Here is a 19,462-nt window from a genome sequence, read left to right as displayed (position 1 = left end):
GGAAATGAATGGATTGTTAACGAATAGTTAGCTGGAAAAAATAGCGGGCTTCTGCATGTGAGGCCTGTTTTTATGCGGAACTTAACACTTTTAAAAGGTGCAACCCGTAAAAGCGTGAGCGAGTGCAACCTATAGGAAAGTCGTATCAAACCGGGGATGAATTTGATGTAAATGCAGTGTTAAATCGTTTGTCAGCGCGATGCGCATACGGCAGGATAGCGCGCCCAACAGAAACACAAGATACATTCACCTCGTTCCGGTGATCATATAACAAGGCAGCCCGGACGGTTGTCGCTCGACACATTTGGAGAATTTAAATGGCTATTAGCACACCGATGCTGGTGACATTTCTCGTTTATATATTTGGCATGATCCTGATAGGGTTTTTGGCATGGCGTTCAACGAAGAACTTTGACGACTACATCCTGGGCGGCCGCAGCCTGGGCCCAATGGTGACCGCACTCTCTGCGGGCGCATCCGACATGAGCGGCTGGCTGCTGATGGGGCTGCCGGGCGCGATTTTCATCTCTGGTATTTCCGAAAGCTGGATTGCCATCGGCCTGACCGTGGGCGCGTGGGTCAACTGGAAGCTGGTGGCAGGCCGTCTGCGCGTGCACACCGAAGCCAACAACAACGCCCTGACGCTGCCGGACTACTTCACCGGTCGCTTCGAAGATAACAGCCGCGTTCTGCGCATTATCTCTGCGGTCGTTATTCTTCTGTTCTTCACCATCTACTGTGCCTCCGGCATCGTGGCGGGGGCGCGCCTGTTCGAAAGCACCTTCGGCATGAGCTATGAAACGGCGCTGTGGGCCGGTGCGGCGGCAACCATTCTGTATACCTTCGTGGGCGGCTTCCTGGCGGTGAGCTGGACCGACACCGTGCAGGCGAGCCTGATGATTTTCGCCCTGATCCTGACGCCGGTGATTGTGATTTTCACCGTCGGCGGCTTTGGCGATTCGCTGGAAGTGATCAAGCAGAAGAGCATCGAAAACGTCGACATGCTGAAGGGGCTGAACTTCGTTGCCATCGTCTCCCTGATGGGCTGGGGGCTGGGCTACTTTGGTCAGCCGCACATTCTGGCGCGCTTCATGGCGGCGGATTCTCACCACACCATCGTTCACGCGCGTCGCATCAGCATGACGTGGATGATCCTGTGCCTGGCGGGCGCGTGTGCGGTCGGCTTCTTCGGCATCGCCTACTTCAACAACAACCCGGCGCAGGCGGGTGCGGTGAACCAGAACGCCGAGCGCGTGTTCATCGAGCTGGCGCAGATCCTGTTCAACCCGTGGATTGCCGGTATCCTGCTCTCCGCGATCCTGGCGGCGGTCATGTCCACCCTGAGCTGCCAGCTGCTGGTCTGCTCCAGCGCAATCACCGAAGATCTCTACAAGGCCTTCCTGCGTAAAAACGCGAGCCAGAAAGAGCTGGTATGGGTAGGGCGCTTTATGGTGCTGGTGGTGGCGCTGATTGCCATCGCGCTGGCGGCCAACCCGGAAAACCGCGTGCTGGGACTGGTGAGCTACGCGTGGGCGGGCTTTGGTGCGGCGTTTGGTCCTGTCGTTCTGTTCTCCGTCATGTGGTCACGTATGACCCGTAACGGCGCGCTGGCGGGCATGATCATCGGTGCGGTGACCGTCATCGTCTGGAAGCAGTTCGCGTGGCTGGGCCTGTACGAAATCATCCCGGGCTTCATCTTCGGCAGCATTGGTATCGTGGTGTTCAGCCTGCTGGGTAAAGCGCCTTCTGCCTCCATGCAGAAACGCTTTGCGGAAGCGGACGCGCATTACCACTCCGCACCTCCGTCTAAGCTGCAGCCGGAATAATTTTCCCACGTAACACCATAGGCCGGGTAAGCGTTAGCGCCACCCGGCTTTTTCTTGCAAATTTTCCAGAATTACGTTGATATCGCTACACTTATAACAATGAGGATAGCGAAGCATGACAATCAAAACAGGGTTGATGGCGGCGGCATTTTTGATGCTGGCTGGCTGTACTGCGCCATCGCAGCACGCGGCGGTAGAGAGCTGCAGGGCGGATAACCAGATGCAGCAGACCACGCTCTATTTCGGCTTGAATCGTCCGGCCGGGGCACAAATCACAGGCAACGAATGGCAGCAGTTTGTTGACCAGGACGTGACGCCGCGCTTCCGCGATGGCTTAACGGTGTTTGACGCGCGCGGGCAGTGGCTGGGGAACGACGGGAAAGTGGCGCGCGAGCCGAGCAAAGCGCTGATGCTGATCCACGGTAAAGATGCCCAGAGCGAGAAGAACATCGAAGCGCTGCGCGGGATCTATAAGTCGCGCTTCGCGCAGGAGTCGGTGATGCGGGTCGACCAGCCGGTGTGCGTGCAGTTTTAATGAAAACGGCGGGATAACCCGCCGTTATTGTATCGTAGGCCCGTGCAAGCGAAGCGCCGCCGGGCACAAACGGCACAAAACTTACAACACCAACCCCGCAAAGCTCGCCGACAGCAGGCTCACCAGCGTCGCGCCGTACACCAGACGCAGGCCAAACCGCGACACCACGTTGCCCTGCTGCTCGTTCAGGCCCTTAATCGCCCCGGCCACAATGCCGATGGAGGCAAAGTTAGCGAACGACACCAGGAAGATGGATAAAATCCCCAGCCCGCGCGGTGACATCTGATGGGCAATTTTTTGCAGCTCGATCATCGACACAAATTCATTCGCCACCAGCTTGGTCGCCATAATGCTGCCCGCGTTCAGGGCATCGCTCAGCGGAATACCCACCAGCCACGCCAGCGGATAAAACACATAGCCCAAAATCTGCTGGAAGCTCATGCCGAACAGGCTGGAGAAAAGGGCGTTCACGGCGCTAATAAGGGCGATAAAGCCGATCAGCATTGCCAGAATAATCATCGCCACCTTGAAGCCGGCCAGAATATACTCGCCCAGCATTTCAAAGAAGCTCTGGGACTCGTGCAGTTTTTCCAGCTTGATATCCGGCTCCGCCTCCGGGCGCACAGGGTTAATGACGGAGAGAATAATAAAGGTGCTGAACATGTTCAGGATCAGCGCCGCCACGACAAATTTGGCGTCCAGCATCGTCATGTAGGCACCGACAATCGACAGGGAGACGGTCGACATCGCCGTAGCGGCCATGGTGAACAGACGGCGCGAGGAGAGATCCCCCAGCACGCCCTTGTAGGCAATGAAGTTTTCCGACTGGCCAAGGATCAGCGAGCTTACCGCATTGAAGGATTCCAGCTTGCCCATGCCGTTCAGTTTTGACAGCAGCGTGCCAATTACCCGAATAAAGATCGGCAGAATTCGCCAGTGCTGAAGAATACCGATCAGTGCGGAAATAAAAATAATCGGACACAGTACGCCGAGGAAAATGAACGCCAGCCCTTTTTCAGCCATTCCGCCAAAGACAAAATTGGTCCCTTCGGCGGCAAATTTAAGCAGCGACTCAAAGAAGCCGGAAACATATTTAATAATGAACAGGCCGCTTTCGGCGTGCAGGAAAAAGAACGCCAGCGCAATTTCAATAACAATCAGCTGGAGAATAAAGCGAATGCGAATTTTTCGGCGGTCGAAACTCACCAGCCAGGCGAGCGCGAGGATGATCACCAGCGCCAGCAGGAAATGGACAATCTTGAACATGGTTTATTTTCGGTTGGTTTTCGAGGCGGATATTTAGCCACAGCGCCGCTTAACCGTAAACGGGCATTTTCGTTATAACTTATAAACTTAACGGTTACGATCGCAACTATTACCTCGCGATGCGTTTACATCTCGTCATTAAAACACCACACATTTCGCTTGTTTTTCTTACTGCCGTAATGATAATCACTATCACAAGAATTTACCTTTCTTTGCATCACTTGACCGCGTTAAACATTTAAGGTGTCGGCATGTTTGTTCCATTTCTCATTATGTTACGTGAAGGCCTCGAAGCGGCCCTGATTGTCAGCCTTATCGCCAGCTATCTGAAGCGAACCCAGCGCGGGCGCTGGATTGGGGTGATGTGGATTGGGGTGTTTCTTCCCGCGGCGCTCTGCCTGGGCCTGGGTATCCTCATCAATGAAACTACCGGCGAATTCCCGCAGAAGGAGCAAGAGCTGTTTGAGGGCATCGTCGCCGTGATTGCGGTGGTGATACTCACCTGGATGGTGTTCTGGATGCGCAAAGTCTCCCGCAACGTGAAGGTGCAGCTGGAGCAGGCGGTCGATAATGCCCTGCAGAAAGGCAATAACCACGGCTGGGCGCTGATCCTGATGGTGTTTTTTGCCGTGGCGCGCGAGGGGCTGGAATCGGTCTTCTTCCTGCTGGCCGCGTTCCAGCAGGACGTGGGCATCTGGCCGCCAATCGGCGCAATGCTGGGGCTGGCAACCGCCGTTGTTCTGGGCTTCCTCCTCTACTGGGGCGGCATTCGTCTTAACCTCGGGGCGTTCTTCAAGTGGACCAGCCTGTTCATTCTGCTGGTGGCGGCCGGGCTGGCGGCGGGCGCAATCCGCGCCTTCCATGAAGCGGGCCTGTGGAACCACTTCCAGGACGTGGCGTTCGATCTCAGCAACGTTCTCACCACCCATTCACTGACCGGCACCCTGCTCGAAGGTATCTTCGGCTATCAGGAAACGCCGAGCGTTAGCGAAGTGGCGATGTACTTTATTTATCTGATTCCGGCGCTGGTGCTGTTCTTTATGCCATCGCGCCCCAGCGCTCAGCCGTCGCGTACTGCGCCCTGAAGTGCTCATTGTAGTTACAACATACTTTTAAAGGGAAGGGTCATGACAATTCAATTCCGTCGTAGTGCGTTACAGGCTGGCGTGGCAGCGCTGATTGCATCTGCCTTCGCCGCTCAGGCTGCCGATGTTCCTCAGGTGAAAGTCACCGTCAATGATAAACAGTGTGAACCGATGACCCTCACGGTCAACAGCGGTAAAACCCAGTTCATTATCCAGAACCACAGCCAGAAGGCGCTGGAGTGGGAAATCCTCAAAGGCGTGATGGTGGTGGAAGAGCGTGAAAACATCGCCCCCGGCTTCAGCCAGAAGATGACCGCCAACCTGCAGCCGGGTGAATATGAGATGACCTGCGGCCTGCTGACCAACCCGAAAGGCAAGCTGATTGTGAAAGGCGAAGCCACGAAGGATGCCGCGAAGGGCGAAGCGCTGCTCAGCCTGGGCGAGGCCATCACCGCCTATAAAGCCTACGTCACCAAAGAGACGGCGGACCTGGTCGCGGGCACCAAAGCCTTTACCGACGCGGTGAAAGCGGGGGATCTCGAAAAGGCGAAATCCTTGTACGCGCCAACTCGTCAGCACTACGAGCGCATCGAGCCGATTGCCGAGCTGTTCTCTGACCTTGATGGCAGCATCGATGCCCGTGAGGACGATTACGAGCAGAAGGCCGCCGATCCGAAATTCACCGGCTTCCACCGTCTGGAAAAAGCCCTGTTTGGCGACAACTCGACCAAAGGGATGGAGAAGTACGCCGAGCAGCTGAACGGCGACGTGCTGGAGCTGCAGAAGCGCATCAGCGAGCTGGCGTTCCCGCCGTCGAAAGTGGTGGGCGGCGCGGCAGGCCTGATTGAAGAAGTGGCCGCGAGCAAAATCAGCGGTGAAGAAGATCGCTACAGCCACACCGACCTGTGGGACTTCCAGGCCAACGTCGACGGCGCGCAGAAAATTGTCGACCTGCTGCGCCCTCAGCTGCAAAAAGAGAACGGTGAACTGCTGGCGAAAGTCGATGCCAACTTCAAGAAAGTCGACACCATTCTGGCGAAGTACCGCACCAAAGACGGCTTCGAAACCTACGACAAGCTGACCGATGCCGACCGTAACGCGCTGAAAGGGCCGATTACCACGCTGGCGGAAGATCTGGCTCAGCTGCGCGGCGTTCTGGGTCTGGACTAAGCACAATGAACAAGCATGACGAGCACGACGTGGCGGAACCATCCCGACGTCGTTTGTTAAAAGGGGTAGGGGCGCTGGGCGGCGCGCTTGCCCTGGCCGGTGGCTGTCCGGTGGCGCATGCGGCTAAGCCGCAGAGCGCGCCCGGCACGCTGTCGCCGGATGCCCGCATGGAGACGCAGCCGTTTTATGGCGAGCACCAGTCGGGCATTCTGACCCCGCAGCAGGCCGCTATGATGCTGGTGGCGTTTGATTCGCTCGCGAGCGATAAGGCCGATCTGGAGCGCCTCTTCCGCCTGCTGACGGCGCGTATTGCGTTTCTGACGGCGGGCGGCCCGGCGCCGGATACGCCGAACCCGCGCCTGCCGCCGAGGGATTCCGGTATCCTGGGCGCGTTTATCGCGCCGGATAATCTGACCATTACCGTCTCACTCGGAGAATCGCTGTTTGACGCGCGCTACGGCCTGGCACAGCACAAGCCGAAAGCGCTGCAAAAAATGTCGCGCTTCCCGAATGATTCTCTGGACGCGGCGCTGTGTCACGGCGATCTGCTCCTGCAGATATGCGCCAACACGCAGGACACGGTGATCCACGCCCTGCGCGATATCATCAAGCACACGCCGGATCTGCTCAGCGTGCGCTGGAAGCGGGAAGGGTTTATCTCTGACCACGCGGCCCGCAGCAAAGGGAAAGAGACGCCAGTTAACCTGCTGGGCTTTAAGGACGGCACGGCCAACCCGGACAGCAGCGACGCGGCCCTGATGAAAGACGTGGTGTGGGTGACGGCGAACCAGGGCGAACCGGCATGGGCGGTAGGCGGCAGCTACCAGGCGGTACGGATTATTCAGTTCCACGTCGAGTTCTGGGACCGCACGCCGCTGAAAGAGCAGCAGACCATATTCGGCCGCGACAAGCAGAGCGGGGCACCGCTGGGCATGAAGCACGAGCACGATGTGCCGGACTACGCGAACGATCCTGACGGGAACACCATCGCGCTCGACAGCCACATTCGCCTTGCCAACCCGCGCACCAAAGAGACGCAGTCGAGCCTGATGATGCGTCGTGGCTACAGCTATTCGCTGGGCGTGACCAACTCCGGCCAGCTTGATATGGGGCTGCTGTTCGTCTGCTATCAGCACGATCTGGAGAAGGGCTTCCTGACCGTGCAGAAGCGGCTCAACGGCGAAGCGCTGGAAGAGTACATTAAGCCCATCGGCGGCGGCTACTTCTTCGCCCTGCCGGGCCCGCGCGATCGGAACGCGTACCTCGCTCAGGGGCTGATCGAAGCCTGATAATCGTCCCTGCGACCGTTCGCGGGGACATTATTTTTTCATATGACTATCCTGTTGTTATATTTCTGTAATATTTCTATATAAGACTGAATTCACTGCAGGTGCAGTCTGAAAAGTTGCATCCAGGTAAAATAAATGTTGCATTTATGATAAACCCTGATGTACTTAAGATAAGACAGCGGTAGTTCCCGGCAGTGATGCTCGTCACTATGGAGATCGCGAATGGTTGCGTCCTGTACTGGACAAGGTAAACACAAAAACCGCAGCACCCGGCGCGGAGGCCCAGACTCCGGCAGCGATTTCCTCACCACTAAATTCTCCCCCCTTCCTCAAGAATCTGATTCGACCGACGTGCAGAACGGTGCGCGTAGCTGTTCCGTATCGTCATCCGATAAAGCAAGCAATGGCTTACAAGGAAGCCAACCCTCTGATGTTCGTGCGCATAATCGTGCCGAAGTCGGCGCGTGTGATGAATACCAACAACTCAAGGTGCTATCCATGGGAAGACAAAAAGCAGTGATCAAAGCTCGTCGCGAAGCAAAACGTGTGCTGAGACGGGATTCACGTAGCCATAAACAGCGTGAAGAAGAATCGGTCACCTCGCTTGTGCAGATGAGTGGCGTAGAAGCAATTGGCATGGCCCGAGACAGCCGTGATAATTCTCCAATTGTGGCGCGCAATGAGGCTCAGGCGCACTACCTGAATGCTATCGAGAGTAAACAGCTCATCTTTGCAACCGGTGAAGCCGGATGCGGGAAAACCTGGATCAGTGCAGCCAAAGCGGCGGAAGCATTGATCCATAAGGACGTGGAGAGAATTATCGTCACCCGTCCGGTACTGCAAGCTGATGAAGATCTTGGCTTCTTGCCCGGAGATATTTCGGAGAAGTTTGCCCCGTACTTCAGGCCCGTTTATGACGTGCTGGTGAAGCGACTGGGTGCATCCTTTATGCAGTACTGCCTGCGACCAGAGATTGGCAAGGTGGAAATCGCGCCGTTCGCCTATATGCGCGGACGTACATTTGAAAATGCGGTCGTCATTCTTGACGAGGCTCAGAACGTGACCGCTGCGCAAATGAAGATGTTTTTAACGCGCCTCGGGGAGAACGTGACGGTCATCGTTAACGGCGATATTACCCAGTGCGACCTGCCGTCCGGCGTGAAATCCGGGCTCAGCGACGCCATGTCACGTTTTGAGGAAGATGAAATGATCGGGGTGGTCCGCTTCACCAAAGAGGACTGCGTGCGTTCGGCGCTCTGTCAGCGCACGCTGCAGGCGTACTACTGAGTTTGCTGTGTTGTTCAAGGCCCGGGAAACCGGGCTTTGTTATTTACAGGGTTTAAATCTTGTGACAAGCACGGCGGAATACCCTCGCGCTTTTTATTATTTTTAGAAGAGTCGGAATCGAAAAGCATTAATGTCTCAAAACTGTATTCACGTGGTTTATTAGTTGCTGTTATCATGTGCAGAATTAATGCTTTTTAACATTGAGTGGATTTTTGTTTCATTTTCACAAATATCGTTAAAGTAAAAATAGTCGTAAAAACATTGCGTTATTAAATAATTTGCTGGTTAACACGTTTGTGTTCCTGTTTCAAGTATCTAATGTTGGAATAATATTTAGCTATCGCCCACCATTCGTATTTTGGATAATTGCCGCAGCCTGACAGGGATGATTTATTTCGATAAGTCGAGGTAGATACAAATGTATATTTTGTTTATAGGCGGAGCAGGGATGATATTAAATTTCTAATATAAAGGTACGAGTAATGAATAAGTTCGCAGTTAAGGGGTTAACGCTGGCATTAATGATGGCTGGAGGCTCTGCGATGGCCGCTCTCCCTAGCGGTGCAACGGGCACGACGGTTTCTGGCGGATCTGTTCATTTTACGGGCTCTGTCGTGGATGCAGCCTGCGCCGTGTCGCAGGATTCAGTGAATAAAGAAGTTCCACTGGATCAGGTGCGCCTTGCCGCATTTGGTACTACCCCGGGTGCGGGTGTGGCGGCGGGTCAGAAAAAGGCATTTTCGATTACTCTGGCCGACTGTGATAGCACCGTAAGCTCTCAGGCTGCAGTAACTTTTAACGGGACTGAACCTCAGGGTCTTCCGGGCGCGCTGGATAACACTGCCGGGGCGGGTGGCGCGCAGGGTATCGGTATCCAGATCTATGATGCCGATGGCAGCGCATTACCGTTAGGCCAGGAGTCCAAAGCGACAACGCTGATTGATGGCACGAACAACCTCAATTTTACCGCCGACTATATTACCACCTCGGATACTGCGCCAACGGCCGGGACAGTTGACGCAACCGCAACCTTCAACGTGACCTATCAGTAAGTTATCAGGATAACGCTGTGCCAGGGAAGGTGCGCTTAACGGGGGCAGAGATGAAACTGAAAAGCATAGCGTTCAGCATGGCGATGCTCGCCGCTGCCGGTTGTTCTGGTGGCACAATTTTAATAAGGCAAATCATGTTTACTCTTACCCGTATGGGCTCATTATGCGGAGCCATGGCCCTTGCCGGGCTGGGATTATTTTCTTCTGCAGCCCAGGCCGCCGGCTATGGTGGTATTGCGCTTGGCGCAACGCGCGTTATCTATCCTCAGGGCAGCAATCAGATTTCTTTGCCGGTCAATAACACCGATCGTGCTTCTGTATTTCTCATCCAGTCGTGGGTAGAGAATGCAGCCGGGCAGAAAAGCAACGACTTTGTGGTCACGCCACCGCTTTTCGTTATTAAGCCTGAAAAAGAGAATACCCTAAGAATTATCTATGCCGGTGATAATACTCTGCCAAAAGACAGGGAGAGCCTGTACTGGATGAATGTCAAAGCCATCCCTGCGGCCAACAAAGATATTCAGAATAAAAATACGCTGCAGATCGCGGTATTAAACAGAATTAAATTATTCGTCCGCCCGAAGAATTTATCCATGCAGTCCGTTGATGCGCCTGCTCAGCTGCGGTTCCACCAAAATGGTAATGCGCTGATCGTTAAAAATCCGACGCCTTATTTTATCACCCTGGTGAAGCTCCATGAGGGGAGCACCGATCTGCCTGCAGTTATGGTTCCTCCAATGGATCAAGCCCATGTCGCGTTACCGAAAGGCGCGCAGGGGAAAATTATGTTCCAGACGGTGAGTGACTACGGAGCGGATACGCCATCACAGAATGCCGTAATGGATTGATATTGATAAGGTGTCGGCAGCGTAATGACTATTCGAATTAAAAATATTGCCCTGGCAGTAAACAGGGTGATAGCGAATAACCCGCACAAAATATTCACAATTATTTTGCCGACAGTGATGGGTTTTTCACCCTTCAGCGGTCATGCAGAAAATTACTTTAACCCCGCGTTTTTGTCAGGCGATGCCTCTGCGGTAGCGGATCTATCCCGCTTCGAAAATAACAACGGGCAGATACCGGGAAAATACAGGGTCGATATTTATCTGAATAACCGCTTTGTGTCGACGGAGGACGTCAATTTTAAGGCCGCGAAGAATAGCAAGGACGATTCCGGCTTAGCGCCGTGCTTCACGCTTGCGCGCATGGAAGCGATGGGGCTGAATGCTAAAGCCTTCCCCGCGCTGGCTAAGCTTGCGCCTGAGCAGTGCGTTCCCTTTCAGGCGATACCGGAGTCTGGCACTGAGTTTGATTTTGAACATCAGCAACTGAACCTCAGTATTCCTCAGGCGGGTCTGCAACAAAGCGCCAGGGGCTATATTCCCCCTGAGCAGTGGGATCAGGGGGTGAATGCCCTGATGACCAGCTACGATTTCTCCGGCAGCAACAGCGGCGGTGAAACGCATGAAGACAGTTATTACCTGAATTTGCAAAGTGGTCTGAACCTGGGCACCTGGCGCCTGCGCGACTATTCGACGTGGAACTACACCCGCGGTGAGGGGAGTTCGCAGAGCGAATGGGAGCATGTTAGCACCTACGCCGAAAGGACGATTGCCCCGCTCAGGGTGGAGCTGACGGCAGGGGAGAGTTATACCCCAGCCGACGTTTTTGATTCGCTAAGCTTTCGGGGCGTACAGATCGCCTCCGATGACAATATGCTGCCCGATAGCCTGAAGGGGTTTGCGCCGACGGTGCGTGGGATTGCGAAAAGTAACGCAAAAGTCACCATTAAGCAGAACGGCTACGTCATCTATCAAACCTATGTATCGCCGGGCGCATTTGTTATTAGCGATCTGTACCCCACGTCATCCAGCGGCGATCTGCAGGTTGTGGTGAAGGAAACTGACGGCAGCGAAAATACCTACGTCGTGCCTTATTCCGCCGTTCCTCTGCTGCAGCGTGAAGGACGGTTGAAATATGCGGCGACGGTAGGCCGGTATCGCAGCAGCAACGATCAGCAGGATGACGTCGGTTTCGGACAAGCGACGCTGATCCGGGGGCTGGCGCACGGCATGACCGCCTATGGCGGCACGCAGGTTTCCGATGCCTATCATGCATTTGCCGTCGGCATAGGGCTGAATATGGGGGACTTCGGGGCGATATCCCTGGATGTTACCCAGGCAAACAGCACGCTGGTGGACGGCAGCCAGCACGATGGTCAATCCGTTCGCTTTTTGTATGCCAAGGCCCTGAATGAACTCGGCGCCAACTTCCAGCTGCTGGGCTACCGCTATTCCACACAGGGGTTTTATACCCTGGATGAAACGACGTATAAGCATATGGACGGCTATATTGGCGACGATCGCTCGAAGGACGACGACCATGATGGGAAGCCGGATGAGCCTGTCTGGAGCGACTTTTATAATCTCTACTATACGAAGAAGGGCAAAATACAGGCCAACGTCTCGCAGACGCTGGGAGACAAAAATTCGCTTTTCATTACCGCGTCAGAGCAAAGCTACTGGCATACGGGCGAAACGGATAAGCTGCTGCAAATTGGTTACAACGGAAACTGGCACGATATTTCCTACAGCCTGACGTGGAATTACGATCGTTCTCCCGGTGAAGATGAGGCGAATGAAACGCTCGCCTTTACGGTTTCTCTGCCCGTTGGCCAGTGGCTGGCAGGCCATGATAATTCGGATATTTATCATGCCGCCAATACGATGAATGCGTCGTACAGCATGAACAGCGATCGTCATGGGCAAACGTCACAAACCACCGGCATAAATGGCACCCTGCTTGACGATAATAATTTGAGTTACAACGTTCAGGAAAGTTACGGCAATCATGGAGTGGGCGACAGCGGTAATACCAGCCTGAATTATCAGGGAACCTACGGCAATGTAAAAGCCGGGTATAACTACAGTGACGGATATCATCAGACGAATTATGGCCTGAGCGGAGGCATTGTCGTACACGGTGATGGTGTCACCCTCAGCCAGCCGCTAGGGGACACCAATATTCTGGTGGAGGCGCCGGGAGCGGCGGGCGTAGCGCTGGAGAACAGCACCGGAATTAAAACTGACTGGCGCGGCTACGCGGTTATTCCCTATGCCACCACCTATCGAGAAAACCGCGTGGCATTAAATACCAACTCTTTGGAAGAGGATGTCGATATTGAAGATGCGGTCACCAATGTTGTCCCCACGCAGGGGGCAATGGTTCGCGCGAAATTCGATGCCCATGTCGGTCTGCGCTCGCTAATGACCTTATTCCATAACGGTAAGCCCGTGCCGTTTGGGGCGACGGTTTCTCTTAATAAAAGCCATGAAGAGAGTCTGGTCGGTGATGACGGACAAGCCTATTTGTCAGGATTATCGCCAGAAGGCCAATTACGCGTTCAATGGGGCAAGGATGCCGATCAGCATTGTGCGGCACCGTATCGACTACAGGATACCGATCGACATTCAATTATAAAAATGAACCTTACCTGTAGCTAAGAAAATAAACTCACGGGTGACAAAATGAATTTACCGATAAACAACGCCGTTGGCATCGTTTTATTTACGCTGCTTTTTTCTGGATGCAGTTATGCCGACTCCTCATTGACGACCTGTACTAACAGTACGGGAACGGCGGGGATTGAAAACTTTGATTTCACGTCAACGTTGACCAGCGATCAAAACGTCGCCGGAAAGACGGTTCAGCTGGTGCTGTCGGGCGGAGTCGGGGTCGAGGCCGTATGTCCGAAGGACAGCTCGAATGATGATAATTCAACCTACCGATCTTATGTCACACGATTTCCCGTCGATGAAAAAGATGGCAGCTGGCAGTACGTTAAGCTGAACCCCTATTTAGACGGGGCGGTGAAAGTGGTCGACAGTACCGCGGGCGATATCTATCCGCCGGTAAACTACGTTCACATGGGGGTGGATTCAAACGTATCAAAGGGGCGTAATTTTCCTGTCGATGATAGCGACGTGACTCTTCAATTAAAAGTTATTCAGCCGTTCATTGGTTCGTTAACTATTCCGCAAACGCTTATGGATGACGTATATGTTACGCGCGACAATACGACGCCCCTGACGGAGCCAGTCTACGCATTGTCATTTAGCGGTGTAATTACCGTGCCTCAAACCTGCACGGTGAACAGCGATCAGGTTATATCCGTAGATTTTGGCAATATTAACAGCAGCGCATTTATCAACAAGGGGCAAATCGCTGCGGGCGTTAACCCTGTGACCAAATCAGTGCCCGTTAAATGTTCTGGCGGCGTGTCTGCAACGGCTAATTTGAGCTTTCGTTTTCAGGCAACGGCTGATGCGAATGAGCCCACCGCTGTTGCCAGCGACAACGCTGATATAGGCGTCCAGTTTGCTGATACTCAGGGAAATGTCATCACCCCGAATACGGGTACGCTTCCGTTCCAGCTAAATAATGATGAGGCAACCGTCTCCTTTATGGTTTATCCGGTCAGTACGACAGGTAAAGAACCCACGCCTGGGGTATTCCATTCTCAGGCTTACATTGTTGTGGATTTTTATTAAAAGGCGTTCTGGATGAATTATCGAACTCTTTTGAGAATAGTTGCGGGGGGATTATATATGCTCATAAGCGGCACTGCCTGTTCATCGGGTAATGGTGTTGAAATTGACGTCAGTGGAACCGTTGTTGCAAGCGGGTGTGATGTAAGCAGTACATCACAATCCGTTCCCGTTGGCGATTTCAGCAGCGCTACGTTTAAATCGGTAAATGATACCTCTGCTGAAAAGGAATTACCGATAACATTAACCAACTGTAGTAGCGATATTTCCGGCGCTGCGGTGACATTTTCTGGCACGGCGGACGCCGACAATGCGGATTTGCTGGCGCTGTCCGACACCTCTGGCACCGGGGGGATGGCGTCCGGGGTGGGTATCGAAATTCTGGATCCCAATAAAAAGCCTGTGGCGTTAAATTCGCTCAGTGACGAAATTCCCTTAACCGCGGGCGATAATGCGCTGACGTTCTATCTGCGTTACAAGGCCACCCAAATACCGGTTAGCCCGGGAAATGCCTCATCGATTATGTATTTTGACCTGGTATATCAGTGAGCGCGATGATGAAAATACACTATGCCTGGATGATTGTTGGTTTGCTTAGCATTCTTCCTGACGTGGGGATTGCCCATGACGGCACGGTTAATATCACCGGGTCAATTTACGCCAGCAGCTGCGACGTTGACAGCAGCAGCCAGTCTCTGCCTGTCGATATGGGGGATTTTTCGTCCAGCGGCTTTAGCGCGGTAGGCGATGTTCAGGGAAAGAAAAAATTGAGTATCAATTTGTCAAACTGCACCACCGGCATAGAGGGGGCGACAATTACGTTTACGGGTGATAGCGACAGTACGAACACCGCGTTATTGGCTCTGAGCGATACCAGCGGCGGTGGCGGAATGGCCGGCGGAGTGGGGATTGAGATCCTCGATAAAGATTCGGCTCAGCTGGCCATTAATACCCTCAGCAAACAATACGCGATAGCAGCGGGCAATAACGAGCTTGATTTTTACCTGAGTTACATGGCGACAAAAATCCCGGTAACCGCAGGTAATGCCTCTTCTGTTATGTATTTTGATTTGAGCTATCAATGATGACCAGATTTATATGGCTTGCTGCGGTCCTGCTTCTGTATTGTGCCGTGACTTCTGCACATGATGGCAGCATTAATGTGAGCGGGGCTATCAAGGACAATACCTGCACGGTCGCGCTGAGTTCGTTGTCATTATCCGTTCCTTTAGGGGATATTGCCTCCAAAGCCTTTACGGCAAAGGGGACGGGGTCATCGCCGGTTTCTTTTACGGTTGACCTGCAAAAATGTGGGGCGGCGGCATCCGGGGTGAGCTTTACCTTTATCGGGCAAGGAGACATGCATGATAATTCGCTGCTTGCGCTGGATCTGCTTAATCGCGCTAAAGGCATTGGTATTGAAATCCAGAATGAAAACCATGACAGGCTGCCGTTAAACCAGCCAACGCCAGATTATCCAATTAATCCTACGCTGGTGGATAATAAATATATTTTTTACGCTCGCTACATTGCAACGACAGATCGCGTCACAAGTGGTAAAGCGACGGCAACAACGGTATTTACGTTAACCTGGCAGTAAAACGAGAGTGAGTAATGTTTAAAGAATATGTCCTGGCTGGGGTAGGGTTAATATTAACCTCCATGGCCGCGCATGCTGGCGTTGTCATCGGCGGAACGCGCTTTATTTTCGATCAAAAGAAATCGAGCATTACCTTTGAGGTGAAAAATACGTCGCAGACGCGTTTCCTGGTAATGTCAAAAGTGCTTGATGAGAATGGAATGGCATCAGATAAGGTGCCTTTTATGATCACTCCGCCACTGTTTACGCTCAGCCACGGGCGTAGCAACCTAATCCGTATCCTGCGAACGGGCGGGGATCTTCCAGACGATCGGGAAAGTTTGTTCTGGCTCAGCGTGGCGAGCATTCCAGAAACGCAGGGGAAACAGCCCGAAAACACGCTACAGGTCGCCATTCGCAGCCGGATGAAATTATTTCATCGCCCCTCGGGATTACAAGGCAAAGAAGAGGATGCTTATAAAAGCGTCTCCTGGTCAAAGCAAGGCAACCATTTACGTGCAGCAAACCCGACGCCTTATTATGTCACGCTCTTTAATTTGCGGGTCGATGGCCACAGCATCGAACGGGCCGGAATGCTGTCGCCCTTTTCCTCTCGGGAAATCGCGGGTTATCAGAGTGACGCGTTGAGTGCGGTACGGTGGCAGAGCATTAATGATTATGGCCGGGTAATGCCTGCCCGGCTGAGCCATGTCAATTAATCCGGTCCGGTCGATAATGAGCCTACATTCCAAAGCCTTACCCAACTTTGTCGTCACCGCGCTGGGAGGGATCTACCTTCTGGCAATGCATGTCGTTTTACCTAATAACGGCGGAAGCGGTGCCGATCTGCCCGAGTCGCTGCTAGTCTGGAGCCTGATGCTGCTGATGACGGCCATCGGATTCCTGTTTTTTCTCCGAAAACCGGTTTACCTCAGCTCGACGCTGAAGTGCATTATCCTTGCGGCCTCCTTAATGACGTTTCCGCTGGCATGGAGTTCCCATCGCGACTGGCTCTTCGACTCCCTTGCGCAGTTTGGCGGGCTGTGGGCCGGGGTATTGCTCTACGCGATGCTCATAAACTGTCGTTTTGGCGATGTGCAGATCAAATGGCTACTCTACATAATTGCGCTGGCGGCTGTGGTTCAGGCCCTCTACGGCCTGGCCGGACTCTCTTATCCTGCGCTTCTGCCTGATTTTGAACAGCGGGTATTGCAGGTTGTTCCAACGAACGTAGGGATTTTCCAGCAGCGTAACGTCACGGCTTCGTTTCTTGCCGTGGGCGGGGGGAGCCTGCTTTTTATCCTGGGATCGTCTTTCTTTATCTGCAGGTCCCGGCAGCGCGAATTGATGCGAAAAGCAGTTGTCTTTTCAGGGATTGTCATTATCTATTACGCCCTGACGGACCTCCAGTCGCGCATTGGATGGCTGAGCGGTTGTTGTGTTTTTATGGGAATGCTGTTGCTTTACGGGCGTAAAGAAACACCGCTTGCCACGAGATTTTTGCTTTTACTTGCTCCCGTTATCGGCGTGATCTGGTGCGTGCTGGTGATGAACGGAACGCTGCTTGAGGCGTTGCACCAGCATGATGGCTCTAACCTGCAGCGGTTGATGATACTGCATGAGACATGGCGTATGATCCTCCTTCATCCCTTAAAGGGGTGGGGATACGGGAGCTACATCTGGAGCTTTTCACATTTTATCGCCGACAGGGCACAGCCCATTGATAATGGCGCCTCTGTCGTCTCTTATCCTCACAACGAGTTCCTTTACTGGTGGATAGAAGGGGGGATAGTCGCGCTATCCGGCCTGTTCGTAGTCTGCTTTGCGGGTATGCGATTGCTGTTTCGTTCGACCGAAAAAAACAAACTGGCATTTTTTATCTGTCTCCTGCCGCTCCTGCTGCATACCCAGGTCGAATATCCGTTTTATCAATCGGCGATACACTGGCTCAGTTTTATACTGCTGCTCAGCCTGATTGACCGACGGGGTGACGATAAGGACGCTGCTGCCGGTGGCGCGATGAGCCTGAATATCAGTACGATTTACCTATCTGCTTTTTTGCTTTTCATGGCCATGATTGTCATTATTTCACTGCGAAATGAGTTAATTCTGACCAGGTTTGAATCGCAACCGGATGATTTCTATCATGAGGTATTATCCCTGCCTGAAACCGGCGTAGGCACCGAGAGGTTAAGACGTCTCAACGCTGAAGCGCTGATAATTGATTATAAGCATAACAATGATGTGAGAGCGTTGCGGCAGTTCAGCGCGGCAGCGTCACGATGGTTGGAAACCTGGGGGGATGCAGACATGTACGATAATCTGATTGAGGTTAACTATTTTCTGGGAAACAAGCAAACCGGCGACAGTCTTAAGAGAGAAGCCAGTCGATTATTTATGCAGGATGACCGTTTTAAGCATTAAAATCGGTCATGGTTTCCAGTGATATATGTAATTGACTCAGAAGGCTTCCGGTAATTTTGACAGTGACATAAGTATGCCGGATTCTATTTGTATGTAGTCGCCTTTTTTGAGTTCAGCAAGGATGCCCAAAATTCGGCTTTTTGAGGCCCGGGTTCTGTGGTGAATAAATGATGCGACGGTGATTTGCTTCCTTATTTCTTCGGGGTAGGTCCATATTTCGGCTAACAGCGTTTTTATCTTGCAATATATATCATTACCCGTGAGCTCAGTATCTCGGGAGCACATAATCATAAGACGTTGCGCGAGAATTTTAGCGATATCGCGCCAGAGATTGAGTTCATCAGATTTTTGTAAAAAGATATCAACGGGGACAAGCCATCCGGTACACAAGGTTTCGGCCTGAATGTAATGCTGCGGCCTTCCTTTTACGTTGTGAAAGTAACTGTATCCGTCAATAAGGCCGAATATGGCAGGTGCAAACGATGTTCCAATGTGAAGGTTGGTACGTCGGTGGCAGAAGGAAAAACAGCCTTTTTCTACCAGAACAATGAAGAAGTTATCTTTTGAACTGGAGAGTAACAACTTTTTGTTCGCGGGTAGAATGAAGGGCCGACCATAGGATATTAGTTCATTATGGATTCTAATAATGGCTTCTATGGGCTTGGTTTCGATGCTGAATCTAAATGCGCTCTCCTGCTCGGAAGCAGCGTCTGAAGGTAATAGCATATTGCTCTCGGTTATGTAATATTTATTTTGTACTATAACAGTATTGCGGGATGATCCCAGAAATAACCGGTGCTATGATCTTATTTTGTGATGGGATTCTATTTTTCCCCTTGCTCATTAATATTTATTTACGTCTTGTTGTATTCTTTTTTTGAATGTGAATTTCAAAAATATAATCGGCGACAGGCTAATTGATTCTTTTTTACATTGGATTTAATACGTTACGCACTAATAATTCTGCTGATGTTCAGGAGGTTTCGATGCTGAAAACATACTATTTAAATACAACCACTCTCGACACCGGTGAGCATGAACTGCATGTTGCTGAATGCGAGGAATTATCAACGACTGTACAACCTCGCGAGCTGGGCGTGTATTTCGACGTTGAGAGCGCCGTGAATGCAGCTAATATCATGGGATATGATTGCGTGGTGTGCTGCAAATGCTGCGGGGAATAGCGTTGTCGTACGCCCAAAGGCGTGCAATATGCGAAAAAAAAGCCCGTACTTTCGTACGGGCTTTTTCTTAAATATGGCGGTGAGGGGGGGATTGACTCGCTTCGCTCGCCCTGCGGGCAGCCTGTTCGCTGCGCGCTCAGTCTGTCCAACTGGCTGTCGCCAGTTGTCGAACCCCGGTCGGGGGGTCTCATCCCCCCAGAAACGTGCAACATGCA

General features: G+C 52.6%; 18 protein-coding genes. 16 read left to right on the top strand and 2 right to left on the bottom strand.

The genetic code is table 11. The annotated features are described in order from the left end of the window. The first annotated feature begins 317 nt into the window (after nucleotides 1-317). Nucleotides 318-1,826, top strand: a complete 1,509-nt coding sequence (gene putP, locus E0L20_RS20085) for a sodium/proline symporter PutP (RefSeq protein WP_131635489.1) — start codon at nucleotides 318-320, stop codon at nucleotides 1,824-1,826. Between the two features lie 115 nt (nucleotides 1,827-1,941). Then, nucleotides 1,942-2,361 carry a DUF3574 domain-containing protein gene (locus E0L20_RS20080; RefSeq protein ID WP_131635488.1) on the top strand — a complete coding sequence of 140 codons (420 nt, stop codon included), beginning with the start codon at nucleotides 1,942-1,944 and terminating at the stop codon, nucleotides 2,359-2,361. 81 nt (nucleotides 2,362-2,442) lie between these two features. Here E0L20_RS20080 and E0L20_RS20075 read toward each other — a convergent pair whose 3' ends face one another. Then, nucleotides 2,443-3,627: a NupC/NupG family nucleoside CNT transporter gene (locus E0L20_RS20075; protein ID WP_131635487.1), complete on the bottom strand. Its 1,185-nt coding sequence runs from the start codon at nucleotides 3,625-3,627 to the stop codon at nucleotides 2,443-2,445. 251 nt (nucleotides 3,628-3,878) lie between these two features. Between E0L20_RS20075 and efeU the strand changes: the two genes are divergently transcribed. From efeU to E0L20_RS20010, 13 genes are all read left to right on the top strand, one after another. Further along, nucleotides 3,879-4,712 (top strand): iron uptake transporter permease EfeU, encoded by an 834-nt coding sequence (gene efeU, locus E0L20_RS20070; protein ID WP_131635486.1) that lies wholly within the window; start codon nucleotides 3,879-3,881, stop codon nucleotides 4,710-4,712. 42 nt (nucleotides 4,713-4,754) lie between these two features. Continuing rightward, on the top strand, nucleotides 4,755-5,882 hold the full coding sequence (efeO, locus tag E0L20_RS20065) for an iron uptake system protein EfeO (protein ID WP_131635485.1): 1,128 nt from the start codon (nucleotides 4,755-4,757) through the stop codon (nucleotides 5,880-5,882). 5 nt (nucleotides 5,883-5,887) lie between these two features. Next, nucleotides 5,888-7,171: an iron uptake transporter deferrochelatase/peroxidase subunit gene (gene efeB, locus E0L20_RS20060; protein ID WP_131635484.1), complete on the top strand. Its 1,284-nt coding sequence runs from the start codon at nucleotides 5,888-5,890 to the stop codon at nucleotides 7,169-7,171. A gap of 498 nt (nucleotides 7,172-7,669) precedes the next feature. After that, on the top strand, nucleotides 7,670-8,458 hold the full coding sequence (phoH, locus tag E0L20_RS20055; RefSeq protein ID WP_024908976.1) for a phosphate starvation-inducible protein PhoH: 789 nt from the start codon (nucleotides 7,670-7,672) through the stop codon (nucleotides 8,456-8,458). A gap of 482 nt (nucleotides 8,459-8,940) precedes the next feature. Continuing rightward, nucleotides 8,941-9,510: a fimbrial protein gene (locus E0L20_RS20050; protein WP_131635482.1), complete on the top strand. Its 570-nt coding sequence runs from the start codon at nucleotides 8,941-8,943 to the stop codon at nucleotides 9,508-9,510. Between the two features lie 152 nt (nucleotides 9,511-9,662). After that, the gene (locus E0L20_RS20045; RefSeq protein WP_165500735.1) at nucleotides 9,663-10,358 is read left to right on the top strand and encodes a fimbria/pilus periplasmic chaperone; all 696 of its coding nucleotides are present in this window, start codon (nucleotides 9,663-9,665) and stop codon (nucleotides 10,356-10,358) included. A gap of 24 nt (nucleotides 10,359-10,382) precedes the next feature. Next, nucleotides 10,383-13,016, top strand: coding sequence for a fimbrial biogenesis usher protein (locus tag E0L20_RS20040; RefSeq protein ID WP_131635481.1), 2,634 nt, complete (start codon nucleotides 10,383-10,385; stop codon nucleotides 13,014-13,016). A gap of 24 nt (nucleotides 13,017-13,040) precedes the next feature. After that, nucleotides 13,041-14,063 (top strand): fimbrial protein, encoded by a 1,023-nt coding sequence (locus E0L20_RS20035; RefSeq protein ID WP_131635480.1) that lies wholly within the window; start codon nucleotides 13,041-13,043, stop codon nucleotides 14,061-14,063. A 12-nt stretch (nucleotides 14,064-14,075) separates the two neighbouring features. After that, nucleotides 14,076-14,609 (top strand): fimbrial protein, encoded by a 534-nt coding sequence (locus E0L20_RS20030; protein ID WP_131635479.1) that lies wholly within the window; start codon nucleotides 14,076-14,078, stop codon nucleotides 14,607-14,609. A gap of 8 nt (nucleotides 14,610-14,617) precedes the next feature. Further along, nucleotides 14,618-15,145: a fimbrial protein gene (locus E0L20_RS20025; RefSeq protein WP_165500733.1), complete on the top strand. Its 528-nt coding sequence runs from the start codon at nucleotides 14,618-14,620 to the stop codon at nucleotides 15,143-15,145. After that, nucleotides 15,142-15,660 (top strand): fimbrial protein, encoded by a 519-nt coding sequence (locus E0L20_RS20020; protein WP_131635477.1) that lies wholly within the window; start codon nucleotides 15,142-15,144, stop codon nucleotides 15,658-15,660. The genes E0L20_RS20025 and E0L20_RS20020 overlap by 4 nt, the downstream gene beginning before the upstream one ends. A 14-nt stretch (nucleotides 15,661-15,674) precedes the next feature. After that, a complete protein-coding gene (locus tag E0L20_RS20015) occupies nucleotides 15,675-16,358 on the top strand; it encodes a fimbrial biogenesis chaperone (protein ID WP_131635476.1) in 684 nt (227 codons plus the stop codon). Further along, complete coding sequence (locus E0L20_RS20010) at nucleotides 16,348-18,063, top strand: O-antigen ligase family protein (RefSeq protein ID WP_131635475.1); 1,716 nt, start codon at nucleotides 16,348-16,350, stop codon at nucleotides 18,061-18,063. The genes E0L20_RS20015 and E0L20_RS20010 overlap by 11 nt, the downstream gene beginning before the upstream one ends. Before the next feature lie 36 nt (nucleotides 18,064-18,099). Here E0L20_RS20010 and E0L20_RS20005 read toward each other — a convergent pair whose 3' ends face one another. Next, the gene (locus E0L20_RS20005; RefSeq protein WP_242673424.1) at nucleotides 18,100-18,789 is read right to left on the bottom strand and encodes a helix-turn-helix domain-containing protein; all 690 of its coding nucleotides are present in this window, start codon (nucleotides 18,787-18,789) and stop codon (nucleotides 18,100-18,102) included. Nucleotides 18,790-19,049: 260 nt separating this feature from the next. Between E0L20_RS20005 and E0L20_RS20000 the strand changes: the two genes are divergently transcribed. Then, complete coding sequence (locus tag E0L20_RS20000) at nucleotides 19,050-19,247, top strand: hypothetical protein (RefSeq protein WP_131635474.1); 198 nt, start codon at nucleotides 19,050-19,052, stop codon at nucleotides 19,245-19,247. Nucleotides 19,248-19,462 lie beyond the last annotated feature (215 nt).

This window comes from Enterobacter wuhouensis, assembly GCF_004331265.1.
GTDB lineage: Bacteria > Pseudomonadota > Gammaproteobacteria > Enterobacterales > Enterobacteriaceae > Enterobacter > Enterobacter wuhouensis.
The sequence above is the reverse complement of the archived record's forward strand: the minus strand, read 5'-3'. Positions and strand labels throughout refer to the sequence as shown.